A 14,487-nucleotide genomic window follows, 5' to 3' on the forward strand; every position below is an offset into this window, starting at 1 on the left:
TATACATTATTTAAAATTAAAATAGTAATTTATTATTGAACTTATATATTCTATATTCTAATAAAAATAGGATGCCTAGTAGCATCCTATTTTTATTATTTATTTTTTTGAATATTCTCTGTTTCCTTTACTTTTTCTACTGATTTTTTAGTTTCTTCTTTTAATTTTTTTTCTGCTTTTTCAGCTTCTTTCTCTTGTGATTCTTTTAATTTCTGTTCTGCTTTTTTAGCAGCTTCCTTAGCTCTCTCTTCTGCTTCTTTTAGCTTTTCTTCTGCCTTTTTAGCTTCTTCTTTAGCTTTTTCAGCCGCTTTCTTTTGTGATTCACTTAGTTTTTCTTCTGCCTTCTTAGCTTTTTCTTCAGTTTTCTCTTGAATCTTATTCTCTGATACCTGTATCTTTGCTTCTTGCTTTTTAGCTTTTTCTATAGCTTTCTGTTCTGTTTTATCTGCTTTCTCCTGAACTGTTTTTTCAGCATCTAAGGCTTTTTCTTCCACCCTTGTCATCTTCTCATTTGCTTTTTCTGTTTTTTTAATTCCTGCGTTTATTGCATTTTCTGTTTGTTCAGCAAGCTCTTTTATTTCTTCCTTTGATGCCTCAGCAGCATCTTTTAATCCTTCAAGTTCATCCTTTAAAGCTTCTGCTGCCTTTACCTTTTCTTCAGCAATTTTGATTGCCTCTGCGTCACCGCTCTGCTTTGCAACTTCAAGTTCTGCCTTTGCCTTTTTAAATTCTTCCTTAGCTGTAAAAAACGCTTTTTTTGCTGCATAGAAACTATTAACCGCAATTATTGTCTTATCCTGTTCATTTAACTCATTTTCAATAGCTAATCTAGTATCCTCTGGAAGCTTTTCAAGCATAGTCTTTAATATTTCTTGGCTCTTCTGATAATATTCATTAAGAACTGCAAGATTTTCCACCGCTTCATCCTTGGCTTCAATTGCCTTATTTATATGTTCTGTAGCTGAAGCTAGCATATTAATATATTCATCTGTTACCTTACTAGCAAGCGCTTCTTCTCCTTTGCTTGTCATGATAGCTGCTTCTGCAACTCTTTCCTCAGCAAATTTCGCCTTAAGTTCAGCTAACTTCTCTTCGCTTTGTGTAATTGCAATTTGAAGCTGTTCTATTCCTCGTTCAATGCTATAAAAAAGTGAATTAGGTAAAACACCTGCTGAATCCTCAACTTCCTCTTCATCTATTTTTACTTCATCTTGGGTTTTCTCTTCATTTTCCTCTCCTGTTGTAGGAGTTGCAGATATTACTTCTGTTGTTGTTTTAACTGTTCCTTCATTCATAGTTTCACTTGCTGTTTCAGTTGTTACCTGTTTTGTACCTATAACCCCATCTCCGCTTGCATATACAGTACCTGATATCCCTGTTAAATACGCCGCCAATGTCATTGCAATAATTTTTGTTTTCATAAATTGTACCTCCTAATCCATATTATACATATTTATACGTATTTTCCTTTTTATTTAAGGGGGTGCTTTGAAAATATTGGTATTTTTTTAATGTTATTATATATATAATTAAACTCACCTTGTTTTATATAATCGTTAAACATATTTATTTCTTTACTAGGTAAATTCTACCTAAATTTTCTCTGATATTTTTTATATTATCAAACTTGCCACTTGTCATGTGGGTGGCACTTTTATGCTATAATTAGCCTAATGAGGATATTATGGGGGGATGCATTATGAATAAAAAAATTAATACAATGTATTTTAGTGCTACTGGTACAACTAAGAAAATAGTATGCGGAATAGCAAGTAAACTTTTAGATAATACTAATGAGACATTGACTGTAAATACTATCGACTTTACATTACCGTCAGCTAGAGACAAATCAGTAGCTTTTACAGAGGATGATGTTATAATTGTAGGGGTTCCAGTATATGCCGGAAGAGTTCCTAATGTATTGCTAAAATATTTAAATTCTGCTAAAGGCAATGGCGCGTTAGCAGTTGCTGTGGTTGTTTATGGAAATAGAAATTACGATGATGCTTTGATAGAGTTAAGAGATATCCTTGAGTTGAATGATTTTAAGATTATTGGTGCTGCTGCATTCATAGGAGAGCATTCATTTTCTAAAATCCTTGCCAAGGATAGACCGGATGAAAAAGATATAAACATATTAAAAGACTTCGCCAATAAAATATATACAAAAATAATAACTGAAGATAAATTCGAATCTGTAGATGTTAATGGAAATAACCCCTATAAAAAATATTACATGCCTGAAAATAAAGAAGGCATACCTGTGGATATTAGGAAGGTTACTCCAAAAACAAATAGTAATTGTATTAATTGTAAACTTTGTGTTAGCATATGCCCTATGGGTTCTATTGATAATAACGATGTATCTAAATTAAATGGAATTTGCATTAAATGTGGTGCTTGTATTAAAAAGTGTCCTACTAATGCAAAATACTATGATGATAAAGATTATCTAAGACACAAAGAGGAATTAGAAATTGATTATGCTTACAGAAAGGAACCCGAGTTATTCTTATAAGCATTAATGTGAGTATAAGTCCGTAGTTATAGCTCCAGGTTTATACCTTTAAAAGAAAAAGTGCTTCATCCTTTAAAGATTAGCACCTTTTTCTTAATTAAATTTATACATCTACTTCCATTCTTTCATTAAATATACAGCAATAACTTTCTGTGTTTTAGAATCATATGGTACATGTAAAACTAGCCCTTTATAATCAAAGTTAATGTATGCCGATTCCTTATCCTCTAATACTGGTTTCCCAAAGATACTTTTAAACTTCTCTACATTTTCTCCAACCCTTGTTCCGTTAAAATCAATATCCTTGCTGTTCATAAAAACTTGATTTACGATTTTTGCATCTTCTCCAAACCAAACTCTGATGCCGACACTTGGAAACTCTAATCCACCTTCATCAACAAGCTTTGGCTTTTCATCCAGTTTCTTAATAATTTCATCCCTAGTTAAACCAATTAATTTTGTATACTCATTAACAGTGTTTTTTTCTTCCTTTTCAGCTAATTTTGTTTTTTGAGATATGTCTGATGTCTCTTTAGATACGTCTGAACTCAATCCAACCTGCTGCTTAGCTGTGCATCCTATCATAGATAAGCTTAATAGTAAAGCAGTACATATAGCCGTTATTTTTTTCATACTATCTCCCTCCTGATTATTATTACGATTTATTTATGGAAAAAGTTTCATATTAATTCCATTTATTTTAAAATAATCGAAAATAAAGCCCAACTAGATGTTATCTAGTTGGGCTTTATATAATATATCATTCATTTAAACTTGCCACTTGCCATGTGGGTGGCACTCTAAACTTTTCCTATATCTTTTCTATAGTACATTCCTTCAAAATTAACTTTTTTAATTTCATTATAGGCATTGCTTCTAGCTTCTTCTAAGGTATCCCCCGAAGCAGTGACACATAATACTCTGCCCCCAGAGGTTAAAAGAGCATTTTCTTCAAATTTTGCTCCAGCAATAAATACCTTACCTTCTGTATCGTTAACTCCATTTATTTCAAAACCTGTTTCATATTTAGCTGGATATCCTCCTGAAGCTGCAACTACGCAGCAAGAATGTTTATCTTTCCATGTTATTTTATAATTGTTAAGGCTTTTATTTAAAGCGCACATAATCAATTCCATAAAATCACTTTCCATTAATGGAAGTACAGCTTCTGTTTCTGGATCTCCCATTCTCACATTGTATTCTAGAAGATATACTCCCTTTTTAGTTATCATAATACCAAAGAACACAATCCCAATGTAATCCATGTTTTCCTCTGAGAACCCTTTTAAAGTTGGATTCATTATATTCTCTATAAAGCTTTCTAAAACTTCATTTGTACAATAAGGATTAGGGCTGATTACTCCCATACCACCTGTATTAGGACCTTTGTTATCTTCATAAATAGTCTTATGATCTTTTGCTGATAAAAACGGAATCATGGTCTCTCCATCTGTTATTGCAAGTATAGAAGCTTCAACCCCTTCTAAAAACTCTTCTATAACAACTTTGCTTCCTGCTCCCTCAAATACATCTTCAATCATAAAGCTTTCAATACACGTCTTTGCTTCCTCAAAGCTTTGGCAAATGGCAACCCCTTTTCCTGCTGCAAGTCCATCTGCTTTTATAACTATTGGATAGGAACAACTTTTTAAGTACTCAATGGAACCAGAAGCATTTTCAAAAACTTCATATGCTGCTGTTTTGATTCCATACTTTTTCATAAAATTCTTTGCATAAGCCTTGCTTCCTTCAAGAGCTGCAGCTTCTTTTGAAGGTCCAAAAATCTTAAGTGAAGCTTCTTTAAACATATCTACTATTCCATCAACTAATGGCACTTCTGGACCTACTATAGTAATATTTATATCATTTTCTTTAGCAAATTTTAAGATTTCTTCATTTTTATTTATATTTAAATTTATACATTTCTTTTCTAAAGCAGTTCCTCCATTTCCTGGAGCACAATATATTTTATGTACCAAAGGACTTTGAGCAATCTTCCAAGCTATAGCATGCTCACGTCCACCATTTCCTATTACTAATACCTTCATTTAATCAACCTCCAATTTGTTAGTAACCAGTAACCAGTGACCAGTAACCAGTTATGGAGGTTTTGCAAAGCAAAACCATTTTTCACTGATTACTGGCTACTATCTACTGGTTACTGGCTACCGTTTTCTAGTGCTTAAAATGTCTTATTCCCGTAAATATCATTGAAATTCCATATTTGTTGCATGCCTCAATAGATTCATTATCTCTTATTGAACCACCTGGTTGAATTATTGCTTTTATATTATACTTTGCTGCTTCCTCTACTACATCACCAAATGGGAAGTAAGCATCTGACGCCATCACTACTCCATCCTTTGCTCTGTCCAGTGCCTGTACAGCTGCCCAAATTCTATTAGTTTGACCTCCAGCAATTCCCTTTGCCATACCATTTTTAACTACTACAATAGCATTGGATTTAACATACTTACAAACCTTCATAGCAAATATTAAATCTGTCATTTGCTCTTCTGTTGGTTTGTTTTCTGTTATATAGTTTATATCTTCTATAAGTTTATTATCTCTTTCTTGTACAAGCATTCCGCCATCAACGGAAACAAGTTCAAATTTATTTTGCGGCTTACTTTCGCCCTTTATAACTCTTAAATTTTTCTTTGTTTTAAGAATTTCTAAAGCTTCTTCATCAAACTCTGGTGCTATAACTATTTCAAGGAATATCTTCACAAGTTCTTCTGCTGCACACTTATCTACTTTTTTATTAAAAGCTACTATACCTCCAAATATGGACATATCATCACAATTATATGCTTTTACATAAGCTTCCTTAACATTAGTACCTAATGCTACTCCACAAGGAGTATTGTGTTTCAATGCACAACATACAGTTTCTTCAAAGTCACATACAATCTTCCAAGCAACATCCATATCTTTTAAATTGTTGTAAGAAAGTTCTTTTCCATTTAACTGTACAAAGTTTTTCATAGCACCTTTACCTGTAGTTTGAGTATAGTAGGATGCACTTTGATGTGGATTTTCTCCATATCTTAGATTTATTTCTTTCTTATAGGAAATAGTTAAGTATTCTGGGTAATTCTCTTCTTCTAATAAGAAATTGCTAATAGCTGCATCGTAAGCTGACATGAGATTAAATACTTTTCCAGCTAATTTTTTTCTAGTTTCAAAGCTAACTTCATTATTTTCTCGAAGCTCACTTGTAACTGCTTCATAATCTGATGTATTTGTAAGAACAATTACATCTCTGAAGTTTTTAGCTGCTGCCCTTATCATTGTAGGACCACCAATATCTATAAATTCAACCTTTTCATCAAAGGATATGTTCTCTTCAACTTTATCAAAGAAAGGATACAGGTTAACTACTACCATATCAATAGGAGTTATTCCCTTTCTATTTATAGTTTCCATATGTTCACTGTTATTTCTTATAGCCAGTATTCCACCATGTATAATTGGATGAAGAGTTTTAACTCTTCCATCAAGGATTTCCTCAAAGCCTGTTACCTCTGAAACCTCTGTAACTGCTATTCCATTTTCTTTCAAAAATTTATAAGTTCCTCCAGTAGATAATATCTCTACATCCTTATTTATTAAAAACTCTGCTAGTGGCAATAAATTAGTTTTATCGTAAACGCTTATTAATGCTCTTTTTAACATAAATATATGCCTCCTAAAAATTTAAATTATGGTTATCTTTCTGCCATCCACCTTAACTCTTCCTTCGGATATTAGCTTGATAACCTCAGGAAGAGCTTTATGTTCTTCCACAAGAACTCTCTTTTGAAGGCTCTCTGCAGTATCTTCTGGATGAACAGGCACTACCTTTTGGCAAATAATAGCACCTGTATCTGTACCTTCATCTACAAAATGTACTGTACATCCTGAAAATTTAACTCCATAATCTATTGCTTTTTCATGAACTTTAATTCCATACATACTAGGTCCACAAAAGGAAGGGATAAGAGAAGGATGAATATTAATAATTTTATTTTTAAAGCTAGTTATTAATTCGCTATCTAAAATTGATAAGAATCCTGCTAAAACAATTAGATCTACTTTATTTTCAGTTAATCTAAGAACTTCTTTTGAAATTTCTTTTCCATATATCTTCTTATCTAAAACATAAGTCTTTATTCCCTTTTGTTTCGCTCTTTCAATTCCAAAAACTCCCTCTTTATCACTTATAACCATTTCTATACTACATTTTAATTCTTGAGCTTCAATACTGTCAATTATGGATTGAAGATTGCTTCCGCTTCCTGATACTAGTACTGCTATTTTAAGCAAACTCCTGCACCTCCAGCCTCCACATGTCCAATGTGGTATGCCCTTTCGCCTAGTTCTTCTAACGCCTTTAATATATTATCCTTATCTTCTTCCTTAACACAAAGAATTAGACCAAGTCCCATATTAAATGTGTTAAACATATGCTCTTCTTTAACCCCTAATGACATTAAATGTTTAAATATATCTGGAACTTCAAAGCTATTTTTATCAATTACTGCAGTTAAATCTTCCTTAAACATTCTAGGAATATTTTCAAAGAATCCTCCTCCAGTAATATGAGCCATGCCTTTTATTTCAAAGCTTTCTAAGAGTTTTAAAATTGGCTTTACATATATTTTTGTTGGAGTTAAAAGTACTTCTCCCATACTCTTTCCATTAAAGTCCTCATTTAAATCTGTTATTAGTTTTCTAACTAAAGAATAACCATTACTGTGTATTCCTGAGGACGCTATACCTATAAGAGCATCTCCTGCTTTAATATTGCTTCCATCAACAATTTTATCTTTATCAACTATTCCTACTCCAAAGCCTGCAATATCATATTCTCCATCTCTATAGAAGCCAGGCATTTCTGCTGTTTCTCCACCAATCAATGCACATCCTGCTTCTATGCAGCCTTCTGAAACACCTTTAACAAACTGCTCAGCAACTTCTGCTTCAAGCTTTCCACAAGCTAAATAATCTAAAAAGAAGAGTGGTTTTGCTCCATGACATAAAATATCATTAACAGACATGGCAACGCAATCTATACCTACAGTATCATATTTTTTTGTCTTAAAGGCTATCTCAAGCTTTGTGCCAACTCCATCTGTTCCTGAAACTAGTACAGGATTCTTGTATCCACTTCCTATTTCAAACATTCCTGCAAAACTTCCTATATTGTTTATAACTCCTGGAATAAAGGTTTTTTTAGCATGTTCCTTTATAAGACTTACTGATTTGTAACCTTCTTCAATATTTACTCCTGAATCCTTGTAAGTTATCATTTACTATCCTCCAAGACTATTTATTTTTCTAAACGATCTTTAGCTGATTCCATTGGAGCTGCAACTGGATAAACTCCATTAAAGCATCCTAAACAGAACTTATTTTTTCCTCCCAATGCTTTAAGCAGTCCTTCTATACTTAAATATCCTAGGCTATCTGCACCAATTTCTTCCCTTATGCTATCAATTTCTTTACAAGCACCAATTAATCCATTTCTATATGGTGTATCTATTCCAAAATAGCAAGGATACTTCACTACAGGTGAAGCTGATATAAAATGTACCTCCGTAGCTCCTGCTTTTCTTAGTGAATCTACAAGTTTTCTACTGGTGGTTCCTCTAACTATAGAGTCATCAATAAGTACTACTCTCTTTCCTGCCACATTAACCTTTAAAGGATTTAATTTTACAGCAACAGCTCTTTCCCTAAGTTCTTGAGAAGGAGAAATAAAAGTTCTTCCTACATACTTATTTTTTATAAATCCTGTATCATAAGGTATTCCTGATGCTTTAGCGTAGCCTATAGCAGCTTGTAATCCTGAGTCAGGAACTCCTATAACTATATCAGCTTCTACAGGGTGCTCTTTAAAAAGCTGCTTTCCTGCTTCTATTCTTGAAGTATACACGTTTATCCCATCTATAACACTGTCAGGTCTTGCAAAGTATATATACTCAAAAGCACAGGTCTCCGGCTTTATTCTTTCTCCAAAGCTTATAGATCTTAAGCCTTCCTTATCAATAATAACTATTTCGCCAGGGTCTACATCTCTAACAAATTCTGCTCCTACCGCATCCAGTGCACAACTCTCAGAGCAAAGTATATAACTTTCATTGATTTTCCCTATACAAAGAGGTCTTATACCAGCGGGATCTCTTACCCCGATTAGTTTATCTTCTGTTAAAAGAACTATAGCATAGGAACCCTTAACTGCTTGAATTGCATCTACTACAGCTCTTTCTATTCCTCTTTTTGCTCCCCTTGCTATAAGACTTAAAATAACTTCAGAGTCTATAGATGTTTGGAATATACATCCTCCATCTTCTAATAATTCTCTTATAACATCTGCATTAACTAGATTTCCGTTATGAGCTATAGCAATTGTTCCAAGCTTATATTTACTTACTATAGGTTGTGCATTATTTACATTACTTGATCCTGTAGTTGAATATCTAACATGACCTATTGCAATAGAACCTTTCATATCTCTAAGATTATCTTGATTGAATATATCTGCCACAAGTCCCATGTCCTTGTGGCATTTTATTTTTTTATTGTCTGATACTGCTATACCTGCACTTTCTTGTCCTCTATGTTGAAGAGCGTAAAGTCCATAGTAAGTTATAGAGGATACATCAAGGTCTTCATTTGCAAAAATTCCAAATACTCCACATTCCTCTTTAAACTTATCATCATCTTCGAATATCATCATATCCCTACTCTCCACATATTCTTTTTAACATTTCAGTATAAGCTTCTTTTACATTTCCTAAATCTCTTCTAAATCTATCCTTATCAAGCTTTTCATTTGTTTCTGCATCCCAGAATCTGCAAGTATCTGGAGAGATTTCATCTGCAAGAACTATTTCTCCATCTTTAGTCTTCCCGAATTCAAGCTTAAAATCTATAAGCTTAACATTTTGCTTTATAAAGAAATCTTTTAATATATTATTAATATTTGAGGTCATTACATATATAGCTTGAAGCTCTTCGAATGTTGTAGCCCCAATTGCCACTGCATGATAATCATTTATTAATGGATCTCCTAAATCATCATTTTTATAGCTAAGTTCAAAAACTGTAGTATTTAACTTAAATCCTTCTTCAAGACCTAATCTTTTTGCCATACTTCCAGCTGCTAAGTTTCTAACTATAACTTCAAGAGGTATTATATCTACCTTTTTGCAAAGCTGTTCTCTATCACTTAATTTTTCTATAAAGTGAGTCTTAACTCCTTTGCTTTCAAGAAGACTAAAAATTGTAGAAGTAATAGTATTATTGAAAACACCCTTATCTTCAATTTGTCCTTTTTTCTCTCCATTGAAAGCTGTTGCATCGTCTTTGTAATATATAACAACTTTATCTGCATCCTTTGTACTATATACCTTTTTTGCTTTTCCTTCATAAATCATTTCTAATTTTTCCATTATAATTCCACTCCTTCATTATTTTCATTTATAAATTTTTCTTTCATTGTTTTTCTATATTCTACTAAAGCTTCTTTTAAATCTGGATACTTAAGAGATAACATTTGTACCGCAAGCATTCCAGCATTATAACTATTATTTATTCCAACGGTTGCTACTGGTATGGATTTTGGCATCTGAACTATAGATAAAAGAGCATCTAATCCATTAATAGCAGCATTAATTGGCACTCCAATAACTGGTAATGTTGTATGAGAAGCTATTACTCCAGGCAAATGTGCAGCAAGTCCTGCTCCTGCTATAATACATTCGCAGCCATTTTTTTCAGCTTGTTCTAAAACTTCTGCAAGTTTTTCTGGCACTCTATGAGCAGAAAGCACAAAGGCTTTATAATCAATATTAAATTCCTTTAATGCTGTTGCTGCTCCCTTCATAACCTCTGTATCTGACTTACTTCCAAATATAATTGCAACTTTCATAAAAGTTCCTCCTTAGTTGGTATTTAAATTGTTATTTAAAATATTCAACTCCTGCTTTGAATATCTTCTGATCTTTCTCTCCTGGTATATTTTTATATAGCCATTCGCCAACTCTTTCGCTGTGGGCCATTTTACCAAATACTCTTCCATCTGGACTTGTTATACCTTCTACCCCATAGAAAGAGCCATTTGGATTATCTCCTACATATTGAGTAGCTATTTGTCCATTCTTAATTAATGTCTTTATTTCATCTTCACCGCACACAAATCTTCCTTCTCCATGAGATATTGGGATAGTGTGAATGTCACCAAGCTCTACATTGCTTAGCCACGGTGAAAGCTTTGATACTACCTTTGTGCTTACCATAGATGATATATGTCTTCCTATACTGTTATAAGTAAGTGTTGGACTGTTTTCATCTAAATCTCTTATTTCTCCATAAGGTACTAGTCCAAGCTTGATAAGTGCCTGGAAGCCGTTACATATACCAAGCATTAATCCATCTCTGTTATTTAAAAGTTCCATAACTGCATTCTTTATTCTTTCATTTCTAAATACAGTAGCTATGAACTTTCCTGAACCATCTGGTTCATCCCCTGCGCTAAATCCACCTGGAAGCATAATAATTTGTGAATTATTTATTTTCTTAACCATTTCATCTATAGATTCTTCAATAGCTTTACTTGATAAATTCTTAAATATAAAGCTGTGGGCTTCTCCACCAGCTCTTTCAAAAGCTCTTTGAGAATCATATTCACAGTTTGTACCTGGGAATGCTGGAATAAATATTCTTGGTTTAGCAGTATGAATTACAGGTGTCTTTGTATTTTTCTTATCAAAGCTTATATTTTCTACTACTTGGCTGTGATCTTTAGCTTTTGTAGGGAAAACTGCTTCTAATGGCTTTTCATATGTCTCATAAGCTTCTTCCAAGGTAATTTTTTCGCCGCAAACTTCAATTACGCCATTCTCATTTGTATGTCCTAATAATTTATATTGAACTTCACCAAAAGTTTCTTTTAAATCATCTACTTCATTTAATTCTAGAATAATTGAACCGTAATCTGGACTAAATAATTCTTTACTTTCTATATCTTTCTCAAAAATCATTCCTATTTTATTTCCAAAACACATTTTGCTAATAACTTCGGAAACTCCACCGCCTCTTACTGAGGAGGCTGATAAAACTCTGCTAGCACTTATAAGTTCTGTTATTTTATTAAAGTTTTTCTTTAAAATTTCAAAATCAGGAATTTCTTCATTATCTCTTACAGCAGATACTAAAACCACCTTACTGTTTGCTCTTTTAAATTCAGAAGTTACAATACTCTCTGCCTTACTTGTTGCAACTGCAAATGCTACTACTGTTGGAGGGACACTTAAATCCTTAAATGTTCCAGACATACTGTCTTTACCACCAATTGCAGGTATTGCAAATTCTCTTTGTGCATGCAATGCACCTAAAAGTGCTGCTAAAGGTTTTCCCCATTTTTCTGATTCCTTACCAAGCTTTTCAAAATATTCTTGAAGAGATAATCTTATCCTTGAGTAATCTCCACCCATAGCCACCATTTTAGTTACAGCTTCAACTATTGAGTATACAGCTCCGTGATATGGACTCCATTTCCCTACTTCAGGATTATATCCATAGGTCATCATTGAAACTGTATTTGTTTCTCCATTAAGTACTGGTATCTTTGCTACCATGCCTTCTGCAGGTGTTGCCTGATATTTTCCACCGAAAGGCATAACCACTGTGCCTGTTCCTATAGTGCTGTCAAATCTTCCACCCATTCCCTTTTGAGAACATACATTAAGCTTTTGTAAATTAGCAAGCCAAGCCCCTTTAATACTTAATTTATTTTGAACTTCTTTATTAAAGTAATTTTCTTCTATAGAAGGAGCTTTTATAACTGCTTCTGTAGTTTGTTTAACTCCATTGGTATTTAAGAAGTCTCTACTTACATTTACAATATCTTTTCCTCTCCAGGTCATTTTAAGCCTGTTGCTATCTGTTACTTCAGCAACCACTGTAGCTTCAACATTTTCATCTAGTGCTAAACTTATAAGCTTTTCTACATCTTCTTTAGCTACAACCACAGCCATACGTTCCTGTGATTCTGATATAGCAAGCTCCGTTCCATCTAATCCATCGTATTTTTTAGGAACTAAATCTAAATTTATATCAAGTCCATCTGTAAGCTCTCCTATAGCTACTGAAACTCCGCCAGCTCCAAAGTCATTGCATCTTTTAATCATTTTGCTTACTTTAGGATTTCTAAATAATCTTTGTATTTTTCTCTCAGTTACTGCATTTCCTTTTTGCACCTCAGCACCACAATTTAAAATTGATTCTTCATCATGTTCCTTTGAAGAACCTGTAGCACCACCTAAGCCATCTCTTCCTGTTCTTCCACCAATTAAAACTACTATGTCCCCACACTTAGGTTCTTCTCTTACTACGTTTTCCTTTGGTGCCGCAGCTATTACTGCTCCTACTTCCATTCTTTTAGCTACAAAGCCTTCATCGTAAACTTCCGAAACTTGTCCAGTTGCAAGACCAATTTGATTTCCATAAGAGCTATAGCCTTGTGCTGCCCCTATTGTTATCTTTCTTTGAGCAATTTTCCCTGGAAGAGTATCAGAAACCTTTGTTCTAGGGTCTCCACTTCCTGTGACTCTCATAGCTTGATAAACATATGCTCTTCCAGATAGTGGATCTCTTATAGCTCCTCCAAGACAAGTAGCTGCTCCTCCAAAAGGTTCAATTTCTGTAGGATGATTATGAGTTTCATTTTTAAACATTAAAAGCCACTTTTCATCATTACCATTCACATCTACATCAATTTCTATACTGCAGGCATTGATTTCATCTGAAACATCTAAATCTTCTAATTGGCCTTTTTTTCTAAGCTCTTTCATAGCTATAACAGCTATATCCATAAGGCATACATCTTTCTTTTTATCTTCATAAACATATTCTCTAGTCTTTAAATATTCTTCGTAGGCCTTCGTTATAGGTTTGGTAAACTCCCCTTTTTCTATGCATACATCCTCTATAGCAGTCATAAAAGTTGTATGTCTGCAGTGATCTGACCAATAAGTATCAATAACTTTTAATTCAGTTACAGTAGGATTTCTTCTTTCAGTTTCTTTGAAATACTTTTGGCAGAAGCATAAATCTTCAAAGCTCATAGCTAAGCCAAATTCATTTAAAAATTTCTTTAATTGTTCGTCATCATAATTTATAAAATCTTGTAAAATCGCTACATCTTCAGGAATTTTAGTTTCATTATAAATTCCATTTGGTTTTTCAAAAGAAGCTTCTCTAGAATCTACAGGGTTTATACAGTAATTTTTTATTTTAATAAAATCTTCTTCACTTAAATTCCCCTCTAGTATTATGACTTTTGCTGAAGCTACTTCTGCTACTTCCCCCTCCGTTAAGATTTGTATACATTGACAAGCTGAATCGGATCTTTGATCATATTGCCCAGGCAAATATTCCATTGCAAAAATCTTATTGTTTTCTTTAACTGGTAATTCTTCCTCATAAATTTTATCAACAGTTTTCTCTGAGAATATTAAATCCTTTGCTTTTTCATACGTACTTTTTAAAATACCATCTATATCATATCTATTTACAAGTCTTAATTCTTGAATTCCAGTCATTCCAAGATTATCTCTTAAATCACTTAACAAATGTTTTGCCTCAACATCAAAACCAGGCTTTTTCTCTACATAAAGTCTTATAACATTATTTTTCATATTTGACTTCTCCTTATTTTTATTTAAAAAAATAATCCACCCCAAGCCTTTAGGTAAGCCCAAGATAGATTTTTAAAGATGCCAAATACACTACACAAAATGCAGTTAAAAATCTGGACTTACCCATAGCCTGAAAATTTACGGTCTTCTAGTAGAAACTCTCGAACCATATTATCGAGATTATATGGGTAATTAATATTTAATTATCTTGTATTTATAGTAACACTTAATAAACTTTTTTTCAATACATTTTATTATTTTTTTATATAATTATTCGTATTA

At 33.0% G+C, this 14,487-nt stretch carries 11 protein-coding genes and 1 riboswitch; of the genes, 1 reads left to right on the forward strand and 10 read right to left on the reverse strand.

All coding sequences use genetic code 11. The annotated features are described in order from the left end of the window. Positions 1–95: 95 nt before the first annotated feature. Complete coding sequence (locus JOC70_RS11690; RefSeq protein ID WP_204599066.1) at positions 96–1,421, reverse strand: DUF5667 domain-containing protein; 1,326 nt, start codon at positions 1,419–1,421, stop codon at positions 96–98. A 278-nt stretch (positions 1,422–1,699) separates the two neighbouring features. Between JOC70_RS11690 and JOC70_RS11695 the strand changes: the two genes are divergently transcribed. Further along, on the forward strand, positions 1,700–2,518 hold the full coding sequence (locus JOC70_RS11695; RefSeq protein WP_204599067.1) for an EFR1 family ferrodoxin: 819 nt from the start codon (positions 1,700–1,702) through the stop codon (positions 2,516–2,518). Positions 2,519–2,629: 111 nt separating this feature from the next. Here the strand turns inward: JOC70_RS11695 and JOC70_RS11700 are convergent, their stop codons facing one another. The 9 genes from JOC70_RS11700 to JOC70_RS11740 all read right to left on the reverse strand — a co-directional run bounded on the left by JOC70_RS11700 (position 2,630) and on the right by JOC70_RS11740 (position 14,205). Beyond that, entirely contained in the window at positions 2,630–3,151 is a 522-nt protein-coding gene (locus tag JOC70_RS11700) for a hypothetical protein (protein WP_204599068.1), read from the reverse strand. 167 nt (positions 3,152–3,318) lie between these two features. Next, a complete protein-coding gene (purD, locus tag JOC70_RS11705; protein ID WP_204599069.1) occupies positions 3,319–4,566 on the reverse strand; it encodes a phosphoribosylamine--glycine ligase in 1,248 nt (415 codons plus the stop codon). 127 nt (positions 4,567–4,693) lie between these two features. Beyond that, the gene (purH, locus tag JOC70_RS11710) at positions 4,694–6,196 is read right to left on the reverse strand and encodes a bifunctional phosphoribosylaminoimidazolecarboxamide formyltransferase/IMP cyclohydrolase (protein ID WP_204599070.1); all 1,503 of its coding nucleotides are present in this window, start codon (positions 6,194–6,196) and stop codon (positions 4,694–4,696) included. A gap of 21 nt (positions 6,197–6,217) precedes the next feature. Beyond that, positions 6,218–6,826: a phosphoribosylglycinamide formyltransferase gene (gene purN / locus JOC70_RS11715; RefSeq protein WP_204599071.1), complete on the reverse strand. Its 609-nt coding sequence runs from the start codon at positions 6,824–6,826 to the stop codon at positions 6,218–6,220. Beyond that, a complete protein-coding gene (gene purM / locus JOC70_RS11720; protein WP_204599072.1) occupies positions 6,814–7,812 on the reverse strand; it encodes a phosphoribosylformylglycinamidine cyclo-ligase in 999 nt (332 codons plus the stop codon). Before purM ends, purN begins: the two co-directional genes overlap by 13 nt. A gap of 20 nt (positions 7,813–7,832) precedes the next feature. Then, entirely contained in the window at positions 7,833–9,239 is a 1,407-nt protein-coding gene (gene purF / locus JOC70_RS11725; protein ID WP_204599226.1) for an amidophosphoribosyltransferase, read from the reverse strand. 7 nt (positions 9,240–9,246) lie between these two features. Continuing rightward, positions 9,247–9,957, reverse strand: coding sequence for a phosphoribosylaminoimidazolesuccinocarboxamide synthase (purC, locus tag JOC70_RS11730; protein ID WP_204599073.1), 711 nt, complete (start codon positions 9,955–9,957; stop codon positions 9,247–9,249). Continuing rightward, positions 9,957–10,436, reverse strand: a complete 480-nt coding sequence (gene purE, locus JOC70_RS11735; protein WP_204599074.1) for a 5-(carboxyamino)imidazole ribonucleotide mutase — start codon at positions 10,434–10,436, stop codon at positions 9,957–9,959. Before purE ends, purC begins: the two co-directional genes overlap by 1 nt. A gap of 31 nt (positions 10,437–10,467) precedes the next feature. Further along, a complete protein-coding gene (locus JOC70_RS11740) occupies positions 10,468–14,205 on the reverse strand; it encodes a phosphoribosylformylglycinamidine synthase (protein ID WP_204599075.1) in 3,738 nt (1,245 codons plus the stop codon). A 106-nt stretch (positions 14,206–14,311) separates the two neighbouring features. After that, positions 14,312–14,413, reverse strand: a riboswitch (purine riboswitch). Positions 14,414–14,487 lie beyond the last annotated feature (74 nt).

The sequence above is a fragment of the Clostridium pascui genome (genome assembly GCF_016908015.1).
Lineage (GTDB): Bacteria > Bacillota > Clostridia > Clostridiales > Clostridiaceae > Clostridium_AK > Clostridium_AK pascui.